At 76.7% G+C, this 24251-nt stretch carries 2 protein-coding genes and 1 pseudogene; all 3 read right to left on the reverse strand.

Annotated features, from left to right (window positions below; translation table 11 throughout):
* Positions 1-1735: type I polyketide synthase (locus ACGF5G_RS34790; RefSeq protein WP_393271051.1), on the reverse strand; the 1735-nt coding region annotated here is incomplete at its 3' end.
* Positions 1736-1789: 54 nt separating this feature from the next.
* Entirely contained in the window at positions 1790-16465 is a 14676-nt protein-coding gene (locus ACGF5G_RS34795) for a type I polyketide synthase (RefSeq protein WP_393271053.1), read from the reverse strand.
* Positions 16466-16484: 19 nt separating this feature from the next.
* Positions 16485-24227: pseudogene (locus ACGF5G_RS34800) on the reverse strand (SDR family NAD(P)-dependent oxidoreductase); the annotation flags it as partial.
* Positions 24228-24251 lie beyond the last annotated feature (24 nt).

Raw genomic sequence — 24251 nt, forward strand, 5'->3', positions numbered from 1 at the left:
GACCGGGGAAAACGAACGCGACCTCACCCGCAGCGCCGGCGACCCCGGTGACGACCTGCGACGCCGGCCGACCGTCGGCGAGCGCGTCCAGCACGCCGGTCAACTCGTCCCGGTCGGCGGCGAAGACCACGGCCCGGTGGTCGAGGGGCGACCGGGAGACCGCCGAGGTCCAGGCGACGTCGGCCGGGTTCAGGTCGGCGTCGCCGGCGACGTACCCGGACCAGAGCTCGGCCTGGCGGCGCAGCGCGGTGCGGGTACGCCCGGTGAGCAGCACGGGCGCGGGCGCGGGAAGCTCCGCCCGCTCGGCGTCGGCGGGGGCCTCCTCGGGTTGTTCGAGGACGATGTGGGTGTTGGTGCCGCTCATCCCGAACGAGGAGACGGCGGCCCGGCGCGGCCGGTCCACCGCCGGCCACGGCGTCGGTTCGGTGACCAGGGCGACCGCGCCGGCGGCCCAGTCGACGTGCGGGGTGGGCTCGTCCACGTGCAGGGTGGGCGGCAGCACGCCGTGCCGCATGGCCAGGACCATCTTGATGATCCCGGCGATCCCGGAGGCGGCCTGGGTGTGCCCGATGTTCGACTTGATCGACCCGAGCAGCAGCGGGGCGCCGTCGCCCCGGTCCTGCCCGTACGTGGCGAGCAGCGCCTGCGCCTCGATCGGGTCGCCGAGGGTGGTGCCCGTACCGTGCGCCTCGACGGCGTCGACCAGGTCGGGGGTGAGCTTCGCGCTGGCCAGCGCCTGTCGGATGACCCGCTGCTGGGCGGGCCCGTTGGGGGCGGTGAGGCCGTTGCTCGCACCGTCCTGGTTGACCGCGGAGCTGCGGATGATCCCGAGCACCGGGTGACCGTTGCGGCGGGCGTCGCTGAGCCGTTCGAGCAGCAGCACGCCGACGCCCTCGGACCAGCCGGTGCCGTCGGCGGAGGCGGCGAACGACTTGCACCGGCCGTCGGCGGCGAGACCGCGCTGCCGGGAGAACTCGAGGAACGCGCCGGGGGTGGCCATGACGGTGGCCCCGCCGGCGAGGGCCAGGCCGCACTCGCGTTCGCGCAGCGCCTGGCAGGCCAGGTGGACGGCGACGGACGACGACGAGCAGGCGGTGTCCACGGTCACCGCGGGGCCTTCGAGCCCGAACGTGTACGCGAGCCGGCCGGAGACGACGCTGGCGGCGGTGCCGGTGAGGACGTATCCCTCGACGCCGGGGGCGCGGTGCATGACGGCGGCGTAGTCCTGGCCGGAGGTGCCCATGAAGACGCCGGTGCGGCTACCCCGCAGCGACAGCGGCGCGATGCCGGCCCGCTCGAACAACTCCCAACTGGTTTCCAGCAGCAGCCGCTGCTGGGGGTCCATGGCGACGGCCTCGCGGGGCGAGATGCCGAACAGGGCCGCGTCGAAGTGCCCGGCGTCGGACAGGAACCCGCCGGACGCGGTGTACGAGGTGCCGGGGTTGTCCGGATCGGCATGGTGCAGCCGGTCGAGGTCCCAGCCCCGGTCGGCGGGGAAGTCGCCGATGGCGTCCCCGCCGGCCGAGACGAACCGCCACAGCTCCTCCGGCGAGCTGATGCCGCCGGGGTAGCGGCAGCTCATGGCCACGATGGCCACCGGCTCCGACTCCTCGGCGGTGACCTCGCGCAGCCGCTGACGCGTCTGGTGCAGCTCGGCCATGACACGCGTCAGGTACTCACGGAGCCGCTCTTCGTCCGACATGGTCGGTCCCGAGCCCTCGTTCTCCACCGGCACGTTCGCCATGGTTGGTCTCACTTCCTCGTTCATTACCGGTAGATGACGCGTGCCTCAGGAAAGCCCGAGGTCCCTGTCCAAAAGATCGAAAAGCTCCTGGTTGCTGGCCGTCCGCAGCCGGTCGGCCACGTCGGCGGCCTCGTCGGGCCGCTCGCCGGCGCCCCGCTCGGCGGCGCCGAGGCGCTCCAGCAGCCGGTGCAGCCGCATGGTGATCCGCACCCGGCCGATGTCGTCGGCCTCGCGCCGGGCGAGCGCCTCCTCCAGCCGGTCGAGCTCCTCGACGGTGGGCAGCGCCTCCACCGACGCCTCGCTGACCAGTTCGGCCCGCAGGTGCTCGGCGAGGGCCTGCGGGGTCGGGTAGTCGAACACCACCGAGCTGGCCGGGTTGAGGCCGGTGGCCTTCGCCAGCCGGCCGCGCAGCTCCACGGCGGTCAGCGAGTCGAAGCCGAGGTCCCGGAACGGCCGGTCGGCCTCCAGGGCGTACGGGCTGTCGTGGCCGATCACCTCGGCCGCGGCGGTGCGGATCAGGTCGACCAGCAGCCGGTTCTGCTCGCTGGCGGTGAGGTCGGCGAGCCGTTTGCGCAGCCCGGCGAGCACCTCGTCGCCGCCCTCGTCGGCCGGGTCGGGACCGGTGCGCAGCGCCGCCACCTCGGGCAGGTCGCTGATCAGCGGCCGGGGCCGGGCGGAGGCGAAGACGGGAGCGAAGCGGGCCCAGTCGACGTCGGCGACGGTGAGCACCGCGCCGTCGCCCTCGACGGCGGCGCGCAGCGCGGCCATCGCCGGCTCCCGGTCGAGCAGCGTGACCCCGCGCCGGCTCATGGCCACGGCGAGGTCGTCGCTGATCATGCCGCCCCCGGCCCACGGCCCCCAGTTGACCGAGAGCACCCGGGCCCGGCCGGCGGGCCGGGACTGCGCCCAGGCGTCGAGGAAGGCGTTGCCGGCGGCGTACGCGCCGTGGTCGCCGACGCCCCAGGCCGCCGCGATGGAGGAGAAGTAGACGACCAGCTCCAGGTCGTCCGGGTCGAGCAGCTCGTCGAGGTGGCGGGCGCCGGCGGTCTTGCCGGAGACCACGTCGGCGAGCTCGTCGGCGGTGACCACGGCGACCGGGTTGAGGCGTCCGACGCCGGCGGCGTGCACCACGGCGCGCACGGTCTCGCCGTCCCGGCGCAGCCCGTCGACCAGGGCCGCGACGGCGTCCCGGTCGGCGAGGTCGCAGGCGAGGACCTGGGCCTGCGCGCCCAGGTCGGCCAGCTCGGCGACGGTGTCGGCGACGCCCGGGGCGTCCGCGCCGCGCCGGCTGACCAGGATCAGCCGCCGGGTGCCGTGCCGGGCCAGCCACGTCGCGGCGTACCGGCCGATGGCGCCGGTGCCGCCGGTGATGAGCACGGTGTCCGGCGGCTGCCAGGCCGGGGCGTCGGGCACCTCGGCGCGGGCCGCCCGGGCCAGCCGCCGCAGGTGCGTGCCCAGGGGGCGGACGGCGAGCTGGTCCTCGGCGTCGGTGTTGGTCAGCGCCCGCAGCAGGTGCTCCCCGGCGGTGGCGTCCAGCTCGGCCGGCAGGTCGAGCAGGCCGCCCCAGTGCGCGGGGTGCTCCAGGGCGGTGACCAGGCCGAGGCCCCAGGTGGTGGCCTGGGCCGGGTACGCGATGGCGTCACCGGGGCCGGTGCTGACGGCCTGCCGGGTGAGCAGCCACAGCGGCCCGGCCGGGGCGCCGTCGGCGACGGCCTGGACGAGGGCGAGGTTGCCGGTGAGCCCGGCGGGCACGTTCGGGTGGTCGGGATGGGCGCGCTCGTCCAGGGCGAGCAGCGAGACGATCCGGGTGGGGGGGCCGGCGGGCAGCAGCCCGGCCAGCTCGGCCCGGGTGGCGGACGCGGGGTCGACCGCGACGGTCCGTACGTCGCCGCCGTGCGCGCCGATCAGCTCGGCGATCCGGTCGGCCGTCTCCGCCGCCGCGCCCGCCGGGACGACCAGCAGCCAGTCCCCCGTGGCGTCGCCGGCGGTGAGCCGCCGCTGCGGCCAGGTGATCCGGTAGCGCCAGCCGTCGACGAGCGCGTCGGCCTGCCGCCGGCGGTGCCACTCGGCGAGGGTGGGCAGTTGGGCGCTCAGCGGCTGGTCGGGGTCCACACCGAACCGGGCCGCCAGCCCGTCGCCGTCGCCCGCGGCCACGGCCTGCCAGAAGGCGTCGTCGGCGGTGCCGGCCACGGCGGTGGCCTGCCCGGCGGCGCTGACCACGTCGCCGTCGCCGACGGGCCAGAACCGCCGGTGCCGGAACGCGTACGTGGGCGGCTCGACCGGGTCGGCGGCGGGCAGCAGCGCCGCCCAGTCGACGCGTACGCCGTGGCAGTGCAGCCGGGCCAGCGCGCCGAGCAGGGCGGCCACCTCTCCCCGGCCGCGGCGCTGCGTCCCGGTGACGAGCGGGCCGTCGTCGGGCAGCGCGTCGGCGGCCAGGGCGGTGAGCACGGTGTCGGGGCCGACCTCCAGCAGGGTGCCCACCCCGAGGTCGCGCAGGTGGGTGACGGTGTCGGCGAACCGGACCGCCTCCCGCACGTGCCGCACCCAGTAGTCCGGGGTGCAGACCAGCTCCGGGTCGGCGACCCGGCCGGTCAGGTTGGACACCAGCGGCACGGTCGGCGGGGCGTAGTCACAGGTGGCGGCGACGGCGGCGAACTCGGCCAGCATCGGCTCCATCAGCGGGCTGTGGAACGCGTGGCTGACGTTGAGCCGCTTGACGCGTACGCCGAGCGCGGTGAAGTGCTCGGCCAGTTCGGTGAGCGCGTCGCCGTCGCCGGAGACCACCACGGCGGCCGGTCCGTTGACGGCGGCGACGGCCACCCGGTCGACGTACGGGGCGAGGGTGTCGGTGACCTCGGCCTCGCCGGCGGCGACGGCGAGCATCCCGCCGCCGGCCGGTAGGGCCTGCATGAGCCGGCCCCGGTGGCCGACCAGGGCGCAGGCGTCCGGCAGGGTGAGCACCCCGGCCACGTGCGCGGCGGCGATCTCGCCGACGGAGTGCCCGGCGACCAGGTCGGGACGGACGCCCCAGCCCGCCAGCAGCCGGTGCAGCGCCACCTCGACGGCGAACAGCCCGGCCTGGGTGAAGACGGTCTGGTCCAGCAGCGCGGCCTCGGCGCTGCCGTCGGCGGCGAACAGCACCGTCTTGAGCGGCCGGGGCAGGTGGGCGTCGAGGTGCTGGCAGACCTCGTCGAGGGCCTCGGCGAAGACGGGGAACGTCTCGTACAGCTCTCGGCCCATTCCCGCGTGCTGCGCGCCCTGCCCGGAGAAGAGCGCGGCGACGGTGCCGCCGGACGCGGCGACGTCCCGGGTGAGGCTCGGGTGGGTCTGCCCGGCGGCGAGCGCCCGCAGCCCGGCCACGTACGTGTCCCGGTCGGCCGCGAGGAGCACCGCGCGGTGCCGCAGGTGGGACCGGCCGGTGGCCAGGGCCCGGGCGACGGCCGCGTCGGCGGCGGGCTCGGTGGACGCCCACTCGGCGAGCCGGGCCGCCTGGGCGCGCAGCGCGTCCTCGTCGGCGCCGGAGACCGCCCAGGGCAGCAGCGGCGCCGCCGGGGGCGGCGCGGCGTCGGTCCGTGGCGCGTCGTCCGTCCGCCGCGCGGCGTCCTCGGCCGGCGGGGCCTGTTCGAGGATGACGTGGGCGTTGGTGCCGCTGACCCCGAACGACGACACCGCGGCCCGGCGCGGCCGGTCCACGACGGGCCACGGCTGGGGCTCGGCGAGCAGCGCGACCGCGCCTTCGGACCAGTCGACCTGCGGGGTGGGCTCGTCGACGTGCAGGGTGGGCGGCAGCACGTCGTGCCGCATCGCCAGCACCATCTTGATCACCCCGGCGACGCCCGCCGCCGCCTGGGTGTGGCCGATGTTCGACTTGACCGACCCGAGCCACAGCGGCCGGTCGGCGGGCCGGTCCTGCCCGTACGTGGCGAGCAGGGCCTGCGCCTCGATCGGGTCGCCGAGGCGGGTGCCGGTGCCGTGGCCGTCGACGACGTCCACGTCGGCCGGGGAGAGCCGGGCGTTGGCCAGGGCCTGCCGGATGACCCGCTGCTGGGCGGGCCCGTTGGGGGCGGTCAGCCCGTTGGACGCGCCGTCCTGGTTGGTCGCGGAGCCGCGTACCACGGCGAGCACGCGCCGGCCGTCGCGCCGGGCGTCGGAGAGCCGCTGGAGGAGCAGCAGGCCGACGCCCTCGCCCCAGCCGGTGCCGTCCGCGCCGGCCGCGAACGCCTTGACCCGCCCGTCGGCGGCGAGACCGCGCTGCCGGGAGAACTCGAGGAACGCGCCAGGCGTCGACATCACCGTCACGCCGCCGGCCAGCGCGAGATCGCACTCGCCGGAGCGCAACGCCTGCGCGGCCAGGTGCAGCGCGACCAGCGACGACGAGCACGCCGTGTCCACGGTGACCGCGGGGCCCTGCAGGCCGAACGTGTAGGACAGCCGGCCGGAGACGACCGCCGCGGTGTTGCCCGTCGCCTGGTAGCCCTCGGTCTCGGCCCGCGCGGCCATCAGCAGGGTGGCGTAGTCCTGCCCGTTGGTGCCGACGAAGACGCCGGTGCTGGTCTCCCGCATGTCCGTGGGGGCGATGCCGGCGCGCTCGAACAGCTCCCAGCCGGTCTCCAGCAGCAGCCGCTGCTGCGGGTCCATCACCAGGGCCTCGCGGGGCGAGATGCCGAACAGGCCCGGGTCGAACCCGCCGACGTCGGCGACGAAGCCGCCCTCGCGGACGTACGAGGTGCCGGGGGTGTCGGGGTCGGGGGCGTAGATGGCGTCGAGGTCCCAGCCCCGGTCGGCGGGGAACGGGGCGATGGCGTCGCGGCCCTCGGCCACCAGCCGCCACAGGTCCTCCGGGCTGGTCACCCCTCCGGGGTAGCGGCAGCTCATGGCGACGATGGCGATCGGCTCGTCCAGCGCGGCGACGGCCTGCGTGGGGGCGGCCGACTCGTCGGTCACGCCGAGGATCCGGTCGGCCAGCCAGCCGGCGAGCAGGGACGGGGTGGGCCGGTCGAAGACCAGCGTGGCGGGCAGCCGCAGCCCGACCGCCTCGCCCAGCCGGTTGCGCATCTCCACCGCGCTGAGCGAGTCGAAGCCGATCTCGCGGAACGGCCGGTCCACACCGATCGCCTCGGCGGAGGCGTGCCCGAGCACCGCCGCGGCGTGCATCCGGACCAACTCCAGCAGGGTGCGGCGGCGCTCCGGCTCGGCCAGGCCGGCGAGCCGGCCGCGCAGGGGGGACGCCTCGGCCGGCTCGTCGTGGTCGCGGGTACGGGCGGCGGCGATGATCCGGGCGACCTCGGGAACGTCCTCGATCAGCGGCCGGGGGCGGGTCATCGCGTAGGTCTGGTGGAACCGGTCCCAGGCGATGTCGGCCACGGTGAGGGTGGCCTCGTCGTGGGCGAGGGCCTGGGCGAGCACGGCGACGGCCAGGTCGGGGCGCATCGGCCGGACGCCGGAGCGGAACATGTGGTCGGCGGCGCCCTCGGTCTCCAGCATGCCGCCGCCGTCCCAGGCGCCCCAGGCCACGGCGGTGGCCGCGAGGCCCCGGCGGCGCCGGTCCTCGGCGAGCGCGTCGAGGAACGCGTTGCCGGCGGCGTAGCCGCCCTGCAGGCCGCCGCCCCAGACGCCCGCCCCGGAGGAGAACAGGACGAACGCGCCCAGGTCGCCGCCGAAGGTCTCGTCGAGGTTGACCGCGCCGGCCACCTTCGCGTGCAGGCCGTCGGCGAGCTGGGCCAGGTCGGTGCCGGCGAGCGGGCCCGCGAGGGCGACCCCGGCGGCGTGGAAGACGGCGTCGATCCGGACGCCCTGCCCGGCGAGCCGGTCGACGAGGCCGCGCAGCGAGTCGAGGTCGGCCACGTCGCAGGCCGCCACGGTCACGGTCGCGCCGAGGGCGGTCAGCTCCGCCTCCAGCTCGGCCGCACCGGCCGCCGCCGGGCCCTGCCGGCTGGTCAACACCAGGTGGGACGCGCCGCCGCGGGCGAGCCAGCGGGCCACGTGCGCGCCGAGCGAGCCGAGGCCGCCGGTGACCAGGACGGTGCCGGCGGGCCGCCAGCCGGTGACCGCCGGCGGGGTGTCCGTGCCGGCGCGGACGAGCCGGCGGGCGAACAGACCGGAGGGGCGGACGGCGATCTGGTCCTCGTGCCCGGCCCCGGCGAGGACGGCGCCGAGCCGGCCCCGCGAGCTCCGGTCCAGGGCGGCCGGCAGGTCGACCAGGCCGCCCCATCGCTCGGGGTGTTCCAGGGCGACCACCCGGCCGAGGCCCCACACCGGGGCCTGCCGGGGGTGGTCGAGCGGGTCGGCGCGACCGGTGGAGACGGCACCGCTGGTGGCGCACCACAGCGGGGCGGTGATCCCGAGGTCGCCGAGGGCCTGCACCAGGGCGAGCGTGCCGGCCAGCCCGGCGGGCACCACGGGACGGTCCGGGTGGCCGGTCTCGTCGAGGGCGAGCAGGGAGAGCACGCCGGTGACGGCGTCGGCCTCGAGGTGGGCGAGCTGCCCGGCCAGCGCCGCGCGGTCCGGGTCGGCGACGGTCACCGGTACGACGTCGGCCCCGGCCTCGCCGAGGGCCTGGGCGACCTGCCCGACCAGCGGGTGGCCGGCGTACGCGGCGGGTGCCACGAGCAGCCAGGTCCCGCCCAGCCGGGCGGAGGACGCGACGGTGAGGGGCTTCCAGTGCACCCGGTAGCGCCAGGCGTCCACGGTGGACTCGTCGCGGCGCCGCTGCCGCCACCCGGAGAGCACCGGCAGCGCCTCGCCGAGGGTCCGCGCCGCGGTCCCGTCGATGCGCATGGCGGCGGCGAGGGCGTCCGCGTCGGCCCGCTCCACGGCGTCCCAGAACCGGCGCTCGACGGGGTCCTCCACCGTGGCTGCCGGGCCGGTGCGCAGCGGCGCCTCGGGCCAGTACCGCTGCCGGTGGAAGGCGTACGTCGGCAGCGGCACGGCCGGGCCGGTACGCACGCCGCAGACGGCGTTCCAGTCCGCGTCGACGCCGTGTACGTGCAGTTCGGCGAGGGCGGTGAGGATCCGGGGCCAGCCGCCCTCGTCGTGGCGCAGGGTGTCCACCACGGCCGCCTCGTGCTCGCCGGCGTCGATCGTCTCCCGCATCCCGGAGCTGAGCACCGGGTGCGGGCCGACCTCCAGGAAGACCTGGTGGCCGTCGGCGAGCAGGCTGCGTACGGCCCGCTCGACGTCCACCGTCTCCCGCAGGTTGCGGTGCCAGTAGTGGGCGTCGAGGGTGGTGGTGTCGGTCTGCCGGCCGGTCAGCGCGGAGTAGTAGGGCAGCTCGGCGGGGCGGGCGGTGATCCCGTCGAGGGCGCTCAGGAACCGGTCGGCGACCGCCTCGATCTGCGCGGGGTGGAGTGCGCCCTCGACGTGGAAGGCGTCGACCGTCCCGCCCTCGCCAGCGAGGTCGACCAGCACCTGGCTGCGCAGGGCCACGATCCGGGCGGCGTCCTCCAGGGAGAGGGCGCCGGCCACGCAGGCGGCGGCGATCTCCCCCTGGGAGTGCCCGACCACCGCGGCCGGCCGTACCCCGAGTGAGCGCCACAGCCGGGCCAGGGAGACCGTCACCGCCCAGAGTGCGGGCTCCAGCACGCCGGACGCGGCCAGCGGCGGGGCGCCCTCGGCGCCGCGCAGCACGTCGGTCAGCGACCAGTCGACCCAGGGCGCGAGGACGGCCTCGCACTCGGCCATCGACGCGGCGAAGACCGGGGAGCCGTCCAGCAACTCCACCGCCATGCCGGGCCACGGCGAGCCGTCGCCGGGGAAGACGAAGACGGGGGCGGTGTTGCGCAGGGCCGTACCGGTCACCACGGCGGGGAGGGCCTGGCCGTCGGCGAGCGCGGTGAGGCCCCGGGTCAGCTCGGCCTGGTCCCGGCCGAGCACCACGGCCCGGTGCGGGAACGACGCCCGCGTGGTCGTCAGGGCGTACGCCACCTCGTCCGGCTGGATCTCGGGGTGCGCGGCTAGGTGCGACCGCAGCCGGACGGCCTGCTCCCGCAGGGCGGTCCGGTCCGCGGCGGACAGCACGAGCGGGACGAGCCCGGCGTCGGCGGCGGTGCCGGGCTGGAACTCCGCCGTGGCCGTGGGCTCGGGGGCCTGCTCCAACACCACGTGGGCGTTGGTGCCGGAGATGCCGAAGGACGACACGGCGGCGCGGCGCGGCCGGTCGACTACCGGCCAGGGCGTCGGCTCGGTGGCCAGGGTCACGGCCCCGGCGGTCCAGTCGATGTGCGGCGAGGGCTCGTCCACGTGCAGGGTCGGCGGGACGACGCCGTGCCGCATGGCCAGGACCATCTTGATCACACCGGCCACGCCGGCGGCGGCCTGCGTGTGCCCGATGTTGGACTTGATCGACCCCAGCAGCAGCGGCCGGTCACCCGGCCGGTCCTGCCCGTACGTCGCCAACAACGCCTGCGCCTCGATCGGGTCACCGAGCGTCGTGCCCGTGCCGTGCGCCTCGACCGCGTCCACGTCCACGCTCGACAGGCGGGCGTTCGCCAGGGCCTGCCGGATCACCCGCTGCTGCGACGGCCCGTTCGGCGCGGTCAGCCCGTTGGACGCCCCGTCCTGGTTCACGGCGGTGCCGCGCACGACGGCGAGGATGCGCCGGCCCTCCCGCTGGGCGTCGGAGAGCCGCTGCACGAGCAGCACGCCGGCGCCCTCCGCCCAGCCGGTGCCGTCGGCGGAGGCGGCGAACGACTTGCACCGCCCGTCCTGCGACAGCGCGCGCTGCCGCGAGAACTCGACGAACGTACCCGGGGTGGCCATCACGGTCACGCCGCCCGCGAGGGCCAGGTCGCACTCCCCCGACCGCAGCGCCTGCGCCGCGAGGTGCAGCGCGACGAGGCTGGAGGAGCACGCCGTGTCGACCGTGACCGCCGGGCCCTCCAGACCGAACGTGTACGCCACCCGGCCGGACAGCACGCTGCCGGAGGTGCCGGTGCCGATGTAGCCCTCCACCTCGGCGGGCAGGTCCATCAGCCGGGACGCGTAGTCGTGGTACATGACGCCCGCGAACACGCCCGTCCGGCTGCCCCGCAGCCGGTGCGGGTCGAGGCCCCCCGACTCGAACGCCTCCCACGAGGTCTCCAGCAGCAGCCGCTGCTGCGGGTCCATCGCCAGCGCCTCGCGCGGCGAGATCCCGAAGAAGCCCGGGTCGAACTCGGCGGCCCCGTACAGGAATCCGCCCTGCCGGGTGTACGACGTGCCGCTGCTGTTCGGGTCCGGGTCGAACAGCGAGTCCAGGTCCCAGCCCCGGTCGGCCGGGAACTCGCCGATCCCGTCCTCGCCCGTGGCCAGCAACTCCCACAGCCGGTCCGGGCTGTCGACCCCGCCCGGGTACCGGCAGGCCATGCCGACGATCGCGATGGGCTCGCCGAAGCCGGTGCCGGTGGCCGCCTCGGCGGCGGGGGCCGTGGCCGCCCGGCCGCCGGCCAGCTCGGCGTAGACCTGGCCGGCGAGGATCCGCGCGGTCGGGTAGTCGAACACCAGCGTCGACGGCAGCCGCAGCCCCGTCGCCGCGTTGATCCGGTTGCGCAGTTCCACCGCCGTCAGCGAGTCGAAGCCCAGCTCCCGGAACGCCCGGTCCCCCGGCACCGCCTCGGCGGCGCCGTGCCCGAGGACCTGGGCGACCAGGCCGCGGACGAGGGCGTCGACCTGCTCGCGGGCCTCCTGCGGGTCCAGTCCGGCCAGCCGGTCGGCCCAGTTGCCCCGGCCCGCCTGCCGGCGGGCGTTGACCGCGCCCAGCAGCACCCGCAGCAGCGACGGCACCCGGCCGGCGACGACCTGCGCCCGCATCGCCGCCACGTCGATGACGGCCGGTACGAGCACGGGCCGGTCCGCGGCCAGGGCGGCGTCGAACAGCTCCAGGCCCGTGTCGGTGCCCATCCCGGCGATGCCGGACCGGGTCGACCGGGCGCGGTCGGCGTCGCTCACCGACGCGGCCATGCCGGCGGTGTCCCACATGCCCCACGCCAGGCTGACCGCCGGCAGGCCGGCCTGCCGGCGGTGCACCGCCAGCGCGTCGAGGAACGCGTTCCCCGCCGCGTACGCCGCCTGTCCCGGGGAGCCCAGCACGCCCGCCGCGGAGGAGAACAGCACGAACAGGTCGAGGTCCAGGCCGCGCGTCGCCTCGTGCAGCCACCAGCCGGCGGCGGCCTTCGGGGCCAGCACGCCGGCCAGCCGCTCCGGGCTGATCGCCGAGACCACGCCGTCGTCGAGTACGCCCGCGGTGTGCACCACGCCGGCCAGCCGGCCGTCGACGCCGGCGACGAGCGCCGCCACCTGGTCGCGGTCGGTGACGTCGGCGGCGACGACCTCGACCCGGGCGCCGAGGCCGGTGAGCCGCTGCGCCAGCGCGTCCGCGCCGGGGGCGTCAGGGCCCCGCCGGGACACCAGCAGCAGCGACTGCGCCCCGTACGCCGTGACCAGGTGCTCCGCCACGAGGGCCGCCAGCGCCCCCGTGCCGCCGGTGACGAGGACCGTGCCGTCGCCGAGGGCCGGCGAATCCCCCTCGGCGGGGAGCGTGGCGCGGGCGAGACGGGGGGTCAGGACCGCGTCGGCGCGCAGCGCCACCTGCCCGCCGGTGGCGGGCAGGTCGTCGGCGACGCCGGCCAGCACGGCGAGGGTGGCGGCGTCCGGGTCACGGTCGAGGTCGGCCAGCACCAGGCGCTCCGGGTGCTCGGACTGCGCCGAGCGGAGCAGGCCCCACACGGCGGCGCCGGGCAGGTCGGCGACCTGGTCGACGTCGCGGGCCGCCACGGCGCCCCGGGTCAGCACCACCAGTCGGGAGTCGGCCAGGGCGTCGGCGGCGAGCCACGCCTGCACCACCCCGAGCACGTCCGTGGTCACCGCCCGGACCGACCCCGGCACGTCCGGGCCGGACGGGGTGGGCACCGGCAGCACGAGGATCCGCGGCGGTTCCGCACCCGTTCCGGCCGCGGCGGCCAGCACCGCCGCCACGTCGGCGAACGCGGGCAGGCCGGCGTGGTTCGGCTGGTCCGGGCCGGCGAGCAACGCCCAGCCGGTCAGGTCCTCGACCGCGGTGACCTCCTCGGCCTGCCAGACCACCTCGAACATCGACCGGGCCGCCGCGCCCGGGGCGGTCACGCCGGCCATCTCCCGCAGGACCAGGGAGTCCATGGAGACGACCGGCGCGCCCGTGGCGTCGGCGGCGACCAGCCGCACCGCCGAGCCGGCACGGGACAGCCGCACCCGCAACGCCGACGCGCCGGACGCGTGCACCTGGACGCCCTCGAACGCGAACGGCACCCGGGGGCCGTCGCCCGCACCGGCGAGCAGCAGCCCGACGGGGTGCAGGGCGGCGTCCAGCAGCGCCGGGTGCACCCCGAAGGCGCCGGCGGCGTCCGCCACGTCCTCCGGCAGGGCGACCTCGGCGTACACGTCGCCGTCGCCGGTCCACAGCCGGCGCAGGCCCCGGAACGCCGGCCCGTACGCGAGGCCGCGCCCGGCCACGGCGTCGTACCAGTCGTCGAGCCGCACCTCGGTCGCGGCGGCGGGCGGCCACGCCCCCAGGCCGGGCTCCTCGGCGGCGGCGGGTTCCAGCACGCCCTCGGCGTGCCGCACCCAGCCGGCGTCCGGGTCCTCCTCGGACTGGGCGTGCACGGTCACCGCGCGGGCGCCGGCATCGTCGGCCGGGCCGACGCGCACCTGCACCCGCATGCCCCCGACCGGGGGCAGCGTCAGCGGCGCGGCGACGGTCAGCTCCCGTACGCGGGAGGCGCCGATCTCGTCGCCGGCCCGCACCACCAGCTCGACCAGCGCCGTGCCGGGCACCACCACGACGCCGGAGACCGCGTGGTCGGCCAGCCACGGGTGGGTGGCCAGCGACAGCCGGCCGGTGAGCAGCACCATGTCCTCGCCGGCGACGGAGACCGCCGCGCCGAGCAGCGGGTGCCCGGCCGCACCGAGTCCGGCGCCGGACACGTCGGCGAGCCGGCCGACCGGCTCCAGCCAGTACCGCTCGTGCTCGAACGCGTACGTGGGCAGGTCCACCCGGCGGGCGCCGGTGTCGGCGAGCAGCGCGCCCCAGTCGACGGTGAGGCCGTCGGCGTGCAGCCGGGCGAGCCCCTCCAGCACGGCGCGGGGCTCCGGCCGGTCCTTGCGGACCAGCGGCACCAGCACCGCCGTCGGGTCGGTGAGGCAGCTCTGGGCCATGGCCGTGAGCACTCCGCTGGGCCCCAGCTCGACGTACGTGCCGACGCCGGCCTCGGCGAGCTGCTGGACGGCGTCGGCGAAGCGTACGGCCTCCCGGACGTGCCGCACCCAGTAGCCGGGGGTGCACAGCTGCTCCGGCTCGGCGATCCGGCCGGTCACGTTCGACACGATCGGCACGGTGGGCGGGCGGAACGTCAGGCCCTCGGCGACCGCCGCGAACTCGGCGAGCATGGGCTCCATCAGCGCGCTGTGGAAGGCGTGGCTGACCCGCAGCCGGTGCGTGGGCGTGCCCCGGCCGGCCCAGAGCGCGGCCAGCTCGTCGACGGCCTGCGCGTCGCCGGAGACGACGACGGAGGTGGGCCCGTTCACGGCGGCGATGTCGACGCGGCCGGTCACGCCGGACAGCGACTGGGCCACCGACGTCTCGTCGGCGGCGACGGCGAGCATCGCCCCGCCGGCCGGCAGGGCCTGCATGAGCCGGCCCCGGGCGGCGACCAGCGCGGCCGCGTCCGCGAGGGAGAGCACCCCGGCGACGTGTGCGGCGGCCAGTTCGCCGATCGAGTGGCCGACCAGGAAGTCGGGGACGACGCCGAACGACCCGGCGAGCCGGGCCAGGGCCACCTCGACGGCGAACAGGCCGGCCTGGGTGAACACCGTCTGGTGCAGCAGCTCCGCGTCCGCGGTGCCGTCCTCGGCGAACATCACCTCCCGCAGCGGCCGCGGCAGGTGCGGGTCGAGCTGGGCGCAGACCTCGTCGAGGGCGGCGGCGAAGACCGGGTACGCCTCGGCGAGCTGCCGGCCCATGCCGGCCCGCTGGGCGCCCTGGCCGGAGAAGAGGAACGCGACCCGGCCGCGGGAGGTGGCCGCGCCGGTGACCACCGAGGGTGCCGGCTCGGCGTCGGCGAGGGCGCGCAGCCCGGCGAGCAGGTCGACGCGGTCGGCGGCGAGCACGACGGCCCGCCGGTCGAGCCCGGCCCGGCTGAGCGAGGACGCGGCGACGTCGACGGGCCGGGCCGAGGAGTCGGTGGCGAGGTGGTCGGCCCAGCGGCGGGCCTGCGCGGCGAGGGACCGGGGGCTGCGCGCGGACAGGAGCACCGGGACCAGCGGCGGCGGGGCCGCCTGCCCCGCCGGCTGCGGCTCCTCGGCGGCGGGGGCCTGTTCGACGATGACGTGGGCGTTGGTGCCGCTGACGCCGAACGACGACACGGCCGCCCGCCGCGCCCGCTGCTTCTCCGGCCAGGGCCGGGCCTCGGTCAGCAGCTCGACGGCGCCGGCCGACCAGTCGACGTGCGGGGTGGGTTCGTCAACGTGCAGGGTGCGCGGCAGGACGCCGTGGCGCATCGCCATGACCATCTTGATGATGCCGGCGGCCCCGGCCGCGGCCTGGGTGTGACCGAGGTTGGACTTCACCGAGCCGAGCCACATCGGCTCCCCGTCGGCGCGGTCCTGCCCGTACGTGGCCAGCAGCGCCTGCGCCTCGATCGGGTCGCCCAGGGTGGTGCCCGTGCCGTGCGCCTCGACCACGTCCACGTCGGCTGGGGAGAGCCGGGCGTTGGCCAGGGCCTGCCGGATGACCCGCTCCTGGCTGGGGCCGTTCGGGGTGGTCAGGCCGCTGCTCGCCCCGTCCTGGTTGACGGCGCTGCCCCGGATCACCGCGTAGATCCGCCGGCCGTCGCGTTGCGCGTCCGACAACCGCTGGAGCAGGAGCACGCCCACCCCCTCGGCCCAGCCGGTGCCGTCGGCGGCGGCGGCGAACGACTTGCACCGCCCGTCGCCGGCGAGCCCGCGCTGCCGGGAGAACTCGGCGAAGACGCCGGGGGTGGACAGCACGGTCACGCCGCCGGCCAGGGCGAGGTCGCAGTCGCGCTGACGCAGCGCCTGCACGGCCAGGTGCACGGCGACCAGCGACGACGAGCAGGCGGTGTCGACGGTGACGGCCGGCCCTTCGAACCCGAACGTGTACGCCACCCGGCCGGACACCACGCTCCCGGAGTTACCGGTGCCCAGGTACCCCTCCACGCCCTCGGGCAGGTCCACCACCCGGGAGGCGTAGTCGTGGTACATCACTCCGGCGAACACCCCGGTGCGGCTGCCGCGCAGCCGCTGCGGGTCGAGGCCGGCGGACTCGAACACCTCCCAGGCGCTCTCCAGCAGCAGCCGCTGCTGCGGATCCATGGCCAGGGCCTCACGGGGCGAGATGCCGAAGAAGGCCGGGTCGAACGCGGTGGCCTCGTAGAGGAAGCCGCCCTTGTCGGCGTACGACGTGCCCGGGTTGTCCGGGTCGACGTGGAACAGCCGCTCCAGGTCCCAGCCCCGGTCGGTCGGGAAGTCCCCCACCCCGTCCCGGCCGTCGGCGACCAGCCGCCACAGCTCGTCCGGGCTCGTGACGCCGCCCGGGTAGCGGCAGGCCATGCCGACGATGGCCATCGGCTCGCGGTCCTTCGCCTCCACCTCGCGTACGCGCCGCCGTGCCTCGCGCAGGTCGGCCGTGGCGCGCCGGAGGTAGTCGAGGAACTCTTCCTCAGTGGGCATCGGGCCACTCCGTATCGGGGTCAGAGGTCCGGAACATGCGCGCTCAGGCCGTGCCGAGCTCGTCGTCGAGGAGGCTGAACAGCTCCTCCGCGCTGGCGGAGCTGAGGTTGCCGTCGCCCGCGGCGGCGGCGTCGACGTCGGCCTCGGCGTACGTCCAGAGCGAGAGCAGCTCGCGCAGCCGGGCGGCGACGGCGGTCCGGTCGGTGTCGTCGGCGGCGACCGCGCGCATGGCGGTCTCCAGCTTGTTCAGCTCGCCGAGCAGCGACAGCGCGGAGGTGGTCCGCTCGGCGAGCAGCGACCCGCGCAGGTGGGCGACGATGGCCGCGGTGGTCGGCCGGTCGTAGATCAGGGTGGACGGCAGGCGCAGCCCGGTGGCGGCGCTGAGCCGGTTGCGGAACTCCACCGCGGTCAGCGAGTCGAAGCCCAGCTCGACGAAGCCCTTCTCCTCGTCGATGTCGCGCATCGAGGAGTAGCCGAGCACCGCGGCCGCGTGCGTGCGGACCAGGTCGGACAGCACCCGGTCCCGCTCCCCCTCGGGGGTGGCGGCGAGGGTGTCCGCCAGCGCCGCCGCCGCGTCCGCCGCCGAGGTCGCCGCCGCCGGTGCCCCGGCGGTCGGGCGGACCAGGCCGTGCAGCAGCCGGGGCAGCGCCGGGCCGAGCCGGCCGAACACCGCGTGGTCCAGGCTCACCGGTACGACCACCGCGTCGCCGAGGCGCAGTCCCTCGCTGAACAGCTCCATGCCCTCGTCGGCGTCGAGGGGGTGGAAGCCGGCGCGGCTCATCCGCTCCTCGTCCACGTGCCCCTGCGGCCCACCGGGCTCGTCGGGGTTGGCCCACGGCCCCCACGCCATCGAGGTGACGGCCAGCCCGCTCGCCCGGCGGTGGTGGGCGAGGGCGTCGAGGAAGGCGTTCGCGGCGGCATGGTTGGCCTGGCCGGGGCCGCCGAACAGCCCGGCCGCGGAGGAGAAGAGCACGAACGCGGCCAGGTCGAGCTTCTCGGTCAGCTCGTGCAGGTGCCAGGCGGCGTCCACCTTCGGCCCGAGGACGGTGTCGAACCGGGCCGGGGTGAGTGCCGGCAGCACCCCGTCGTCGAGGATCCCGGCGGCGTGCACGACGCCGACCAGCGGCCGGTCGGCGGGGATCTCGTCGAGCAGCACGGCGAGGGCGTCCCGGTCGGTGACGTCGGCGGCGACGACCTGGGCGACGGCGCCGAGCCCGGTCAGCTCCTCGACGAGCTCCGCCGCGCCCGGGGCGTCGAGGCCGCTGCGGCTGACCAGCAGCAGCCGGGGCACCGCGTGCCGGGTGACGAGGTGCCGGGCGACCAGCCGGCCGATGACGCCGAAGGCGCCGGTGACCAGGACGGTGCCGGCGGACAGGTCCGGCGCCGGCCGGTCCTGCGGCGCCGGCCCGAGCCGGGTCAGCCGGGGCACCCGGAGCTGGCCGGCCCGGACGGCGAGCTGCGGTTCGCCGGTGGCCAGCGCCGCCGGCAGGGCCACCGACGAGCGGGGGTCGTCGTCGAGGTCGAGCAGCACGAACCGGCCGGGGTTCTCCGACTGGGCGGAGCGCACCAGCCCCCACGCCGTGGCGGCCGGCAGGTCGGCGGGCCGCTCGTCGCCGTCGACGCAGACCGCGCCCCGGGTGACGACGACGAGCCGGGCGTCCGCCAGCGGCTCCCGGGTGAGCCAGTCCTGCGCCAGCGCCAGCGTCTCGTGGCTGACCAGGTGCGCGGCCTGCGCCGGGCTCGGCTCGTCGGCGCGCGTCCCGACGCGGGTGGCGAGCACCGCGTCGGGCACGGCCGCCCCGTGGGTCACGGCCTCGACCAGTTCGTCGAGGTCCCGGTACGCCTCCATGCCCGGCCACCCGTCGGCGTCGCCGAGCACGGCGATCCGGGCGGGCCGGCCCGTCCCGGGCTCAGGGGCGATCCAGTCGAGCCGGTGCAGCGACCGGTTCGCCGCCCGGCGGGCCGCGTCGAGCTGGTCGGTGCTGACCGGCCGCAGGACGAGGGAGTCGAGGGACGCGACGGGCACGCCGGAGGTGTCCGTGACGGTCGCCGCCACCGACGCCTCGGTGACCGTGAGCCGGACCCGCAGCTCCCGGGCCCGGGTGGGCTGGATGGCGACGTCCGTCCAGGAGAACGGCAACCCGGTCTGCGCCGCGCTCGGCTGCGCCCCGGTGTCGGCGTGGTCGAGGGCGCTGGCGCCGATGGCGTGCAGAGCGGCGTCGAGCAGCACCGGGTGCACCGAGAAGGCGGCGCTGTCGGTGGCCGCGTCGGCGTCCAGCGCCACCTCGGCGAGGATGTCGCCGCCGCTGCGCCAGGCCGCGCGCAGGGCCTGGAAGACCGGGCCGTAGTGGTAGCCCTGCTCGGCGAGGTGCGGGTAGAGGGCGTCCAGCGCGATCGGTTCGGCGTCGGCGGGGGGCCAAACGCCGGCCGGGGCCACCGTCACCGCCCGGGTGGGGGCGAGCAGGCCCGTGGCGTGCCGCTGCCACTGCCGGGCCTGCTCCGGCCGGTCGGTGCCGTCGTCGACGTACGAGTGGACGGCGACGGGGCGGCAGCCGTCGGCGTCGGCCGGGCCGACGCGGACCCGCAGGTCGACGCCGCCGGTCCCGGGGACGACGAGGGGGGCCTCCAGGACCAGCTCCGCCACGTGGGCGGTGCCGACGACTCGACCGCTGGACGACGCCAGCTCCACCATGGCCGTGCCGGGCAGCAGGGCCGTGCCGAGCACGGCGTGGTCGGCCAGCCACGGGTGGGTGGCCAGCGACAGCCGGCCGGTGAGCAGCAGGCCCTCGTCGCCGGGCAGGTCGGCCGCCGCGCTGAGCAGCGGGTGGTCCACCGCGTCGAGGCCGACCGACGGCAGTCCGGCCCGGCTGGCGCCACCGCGCGACAGCCAGTACCGGTCCCGCCCGAACGGGTACGTGGGCAGGTCGACGGTCGGGGTCTTCGCGAGGACCTCGCGCAGGTCGACGGGCAGGCCGATCGCGTGCGCGGTGGCGAGGCTGGTCAGCAGCCGGGTGGGGTCGTCGTCGCCCCGACGCAGGCTGCCCACCGTGTGCCCGGCCGTGCCGGTGTCGTCCAGGATCGCCGTCACCGGCATGGTCAGCACCGGGTGCGCGGAGATCTCGACGAACGTGGTGTGCCCGGCCTCGATCGCGACCCGCACGGCCGCGTCGAACCGCACCGGGTTCCGCAGGTTCTCGTACCAGTAACCGCCGTCCATCGCCGTCGGGTCGGCCCAGTCGCCCGTCAGGGTCGACACCATCGGGACGTGCCCGCGCTGCGGGGCCAGACCGGCCAGATCGGCCAGCATCCGGTCGCGGACCTGCTCCACCGCCGGGGAGTGCGAGGCGTAGTTGAACCGGATCGGCCGCGCCCGGATGCCTTCGGCCCGGAACGTCTCGACCAGCTCCGTCACCTGCTGCGGCGGCCCGGAGATCACCACCGTCGCCGGCCCGTTCACCACGGCCACGACCACCTCGGGGTGGTCCGCCAGACGGACAGCGACCTCGTCGGCGGACAGGTCCACGGCCGCCATCGCCCCGGTGCCCGCGAGACCGGCCAGGGCACGGGCCCGCAGGATCACCGCCCTCGCCGCGTCATCGAGGGACAACACGCCCGCCACACACGCCGCCGCGATCTCACCCTGCGAGTGCCCGATCACCAACTGCGGGACCACCCCCGCCTGCCGCCACACCTCCGCCAGAGAGACACCCACCGCGAACAGAACCGGCTGCAACACCTCCACCCGGTCCAGCCACGACTCGTCGTCACCGGTCAACACCGACACGACGTCCACGTCCAGGTACGGCGCGAACGCCCGCTGACACTCCGCCAGCCGGGCGTCGAACGCCGGGCACCGCCCGACCAGACCCGCGGCCATCCGCACCGCCTGCCCACCCTGACCGGGGAACACGAACACGACCCCGTGGGTGGATGCCGTGCCGCCGACGACGTGGCCGGCCGGCGCGCCGGCCGCCAGGGCGTCCAGGCCGGCCAGCAGGTCCTCGGTGCTCGCCCCGACGACGGCGGCGCGCTGCTCCAGTGCGGCCCGGGTGGCCGCCAGCGACCAGGCCACGGCGGCCGGGTCGAGGCCGTCGTGCTCGCGGACGTGCCGCGCGAGCCGTTCCGCCTGGAGCCGCAGCGCCGCGCTGGACCGCGCCGACAGCGGCCACAGCACCGCGTCCGAGCGGACCAGCCCGTCCGGGCCGCCCTCGGTGGGCGAGCCGGGCTCGGCCGGCTCGGCGGGTTCCTCCGGCTGTTCGACGATGACGTGGGCGTTGGTGCCGGAGACACCGAACGACGACACCGCCGCCCGGCGCGGCCGGCCCGTCTCCGGCCACGGCCGCTGCTCGGTGGTGAGCGTGACGGCCCCGGCCGTCCAGTCGATGTGTGGGGACGGCTCGTCCACGTGCAGGGTCGCGGGGACGACGCCGTGCCGCATGGCCTGCACCATCTTGATCACACCGGCCATCCCGGCCGCGGCCTGGGCGTGCCCGATGTTCGACTTGATCGAGCCGAGCAGGAGCGGCTCGGCGTCGCCCCGGTCCTGCCCGTACGTGGCCAGCAGCGCCTGCGCCTCGATCGGGTCGCCGAGGGTGGTGCCGGTGCCGTGGGCCTCGACCACGTCCACGTCCGCGCTGGTCAGCCGGGCGTTGGCGAGGGCCTGGCGGATGACCCGCTGCTGAGACGGCCCGTTCGGGGCGGTCAGCCCGTTGGACGCCCCGTCCTGGTTGACCGCGGAGCCGCGCAGCACGGCGAGGACGTGGTGGCCGTTGCGCCGCGCGTCGCTCAGCCGCTCGACCAGCAGCACGCCGACTCCCTCGGCCCACCCGGTGCCGTCGGCGGCGGCGGCGAACGACTTGCACCGCCCGTCCGCGGCAAGGCCGCCCTGGCGGGAGAACTCGGCGAAGGTGTCCGGGGTGGCCATCACGGCGACCCCGCCGGCGAGGGCGAGGTCGCACTCGCCCCGGCGCAGCGCCTCGCCGGCCAGGTGCAGCGCGACCAGCGACGACGAGCAGGCGGTGTCCACGGTGATCGCCGGGCCCTCCAGCCCCAGCGTGTACGCCACCCGGCCGGAGATGACGCTGTGCGAGCCACCGGTCATCAGGTAGCCCTCGGTGCCCTCCGGCACCTCGGTCAGCCCGCTCCCGTAGCCGGAGGTGGACGCGCCGACGTAAACGCCGGTGCGGCTGCCCTTGAGGGCGGTCGGGTCGATCCCGGCCCGTTCCAGCACCTCCCAGGACGCCTCCAGGGTGAGCCGCTGCTGCGGGTCCATCGCCAGGGCCTCGCGGGGCGAGATGCCGAAGAACGCCGGGTCGAAGCCGGTCACGTCGTGGAGGAAGCCGCCGGCCGGGGTGTAGCCGCTGTCCGGCGCGGGGGTGTCCCAGCCCCGGTCGGTGGGGAAATCGCCGATCGCGTCGACGCCCTCGGTGACCAGCCGCCACAGCTCGTCGGGGCTCGCGGCGCCTCCCGGGTAGCGGCAGGCCATGCCGACGATGGCGATCGGCTCGCCGGCGGTGACGGCGACCGCGACGGTCGCGGCGGCGCGGTCCCCGCCGAACGCCGTCTCGCGCAGGTGCCGGGCCAGGTCGGCCGGGGTGGGGTGGTCGAAGACGAGGGTGGCCGGCAGCCGCAGCCCGGTGGCCTCGTTCAGCCGGGTACGGAAGTCCAGGGCCGTGAGCGAGTCGAAGCCGAGGTCCTTGAACGGCCGGCCGCGCAGGTCGTCCGGGGTGGCGTGGCCGAGCACCCGGGCGGCCTGCTCGTTGACGAGCCGGAGCAGCTCCCGCTCCTGCTCGGCCTCGGGCAGGTCGACCAGGTGGCGCAGCGCGTCGGACGCGCCGGCCGGCGCGTCGGTCTCCGCCTCGGCCTCGGCCAGCGCCCGCACCGCGGGCAGCTCCGAGAGGAACGGGCTGGGCCGGGCCAGGGTGAACGCCGGGTGGAAGCGGCTCCAGTCGACGTCGGCGACGGTCAGGCGGGTCTCGCCCTGCTCGACGGCGCGGCGCAGGGCGAGCAGCGCGTCGGCGGGTCGCATCGGGTTGAGGCCGCGGCGGCTGAGCAGCTGTCGGGTCTCCTCGGTGGTGGCCATGCCGCCCTCGGCCCAGGCACCCCAGGAGATCGAGGTGGCGGTGAGCCCCCGGGCGCGGCGCTGCTCGGCGAGCGCGTCGAGGTACGCGTTCGCCGCCGCGTACCCGCACTGGCCGGCGCTGCCCCACACCGCGGCGATGGAGGAGAACGTGACGAAGGCGTCGAGTTCCCGGTCGGCCAGGAACTCGTCGAGGTGCGCCGCGCCGAGCGCCTTGCCGGCCATGACGTGGTCGAACACGTCGAGGTCGGTGTCGACCAGCGGCGTGAGGTGGTCGGTGCCGGCGGCGTGCAGCACGGCGGTCAGCGGGGCGACGTCGTCCAGGCCGGCCACGAGCGCGGCGACCTGCTCGCGGTCGGCCACGTCGCAGGCCACCACGCTGACCCGTACGCCCGTGGCGGTCAGCTCGTCGGCCAGCTCGCGGGCGCCGGCGGCGTCGAGGCCGCGGCGGCTGGTCAGCACCAGGTGCTCGGCGCCGTTGTCGGCGAGCCAGCGGGCGGCCTGCGCACCGATCGCGCCGGTGCCGCCCGTGATCAGCACGGTGCCGCGCGGCTGCCAGGCGGTGACCTGCCCCGACGCGTGGGCGGTGACGGGGACGAGCCGCCGGACGAAGGTGCCGGAGGGGCGCACGGCGAACTGGTCCTCGTCGCCGGCGCCGGCGAGGATGCGGGCCACCTCCGCCCAGGTCACGGCGTCGGGCTCGACCGGCAGGTCCACCATGCCACCCCAGCGCCGCGGGTGTTCCAGGCCCACCACCCGGGCCAGCCCCCACAGCGCGTGCTGCGCGGCGCTGGCCACCGGATCCGCCGGGCCGGTACCGACCCCGCCCCGCGTCACGCACCACAACGGCGCGGACACGTCGACGTCCTGCAACGCCTGCACCAGAAGGGTCGTCGCGACCATCCCGGTGGGGACGCCGGGGTGGCCTGGGTACTGCGCGTCCGCCAGGCCGAGCAGGGACACCACCCCGGCCGGCGGCGCGTCCTGCTCCCCGGCCAGCCGCTCCGCCAACTCCTCCCGGGTGACCTGGGCCGGGTCGACAGCCAACTGCCGCACGGCCGACCCGCCGGGCAGCGCGGCGGCGAGCAGGTCCAACCAGCCGTCCACCGCGGGATCGTCGACCGGCCGCACCACCAGCAGGTCACCGGCCACGGCACCGCCGCCGACCGCCGGGGCCGCCCGCTTCCACACCACCCGGTACGACCAGCCGTCCAGCACCGCCCGCTGCAATCGGGCCTTCCGCCACGACGACAGCACCGGCAGCGCCGGAGCGAGCACCTCCGCGTCGGCCGCGCCGCCGTCGAGCTGCGCGGCCAGCGCCGCCACGTCGGAACGCTCCACCGCCGACCAGAACTCGACGTCGACGACGTCCGGGCTGACCGGTCCGGTGGCGGCCGGCGCCACCGACTCCGGCCAGTAGTGCTCGCGCTGGAACGCGTACGTGGGCAGGCCCGTGAGCACCGGCGCGGGGGCGAGGATCCGGCGGTAGTCCACCGGCAGCCCGTTGGCGTGGGCCAGGGCGAAGCTGGTCAGCAACCGGACACGGGCGTCCTCGCCACGACGCAGCGTCGCCAACGCCCGACCAGCGGCACCCGTGTCGTCGAGGATCGCGGTCACCGACATGCTCAGCACCGGATGCGGGGAGACCTCGACGAAGTCCGTGTGCCCGGCGTCGATGGCGGTACGCACGGCGGTGTCGAACAGCACCGGCAGACGCAGGTTCTCGGCCCA

It is taken from the genome of Micromonospora sp. NPDC047730 (assembly GCF_043204765.1).
Classification (GTDB): Bacteria; Actinomycetota; Actinomycetes; order Mycobacteriales; family Micromonosporaceae; genus Micromonospora.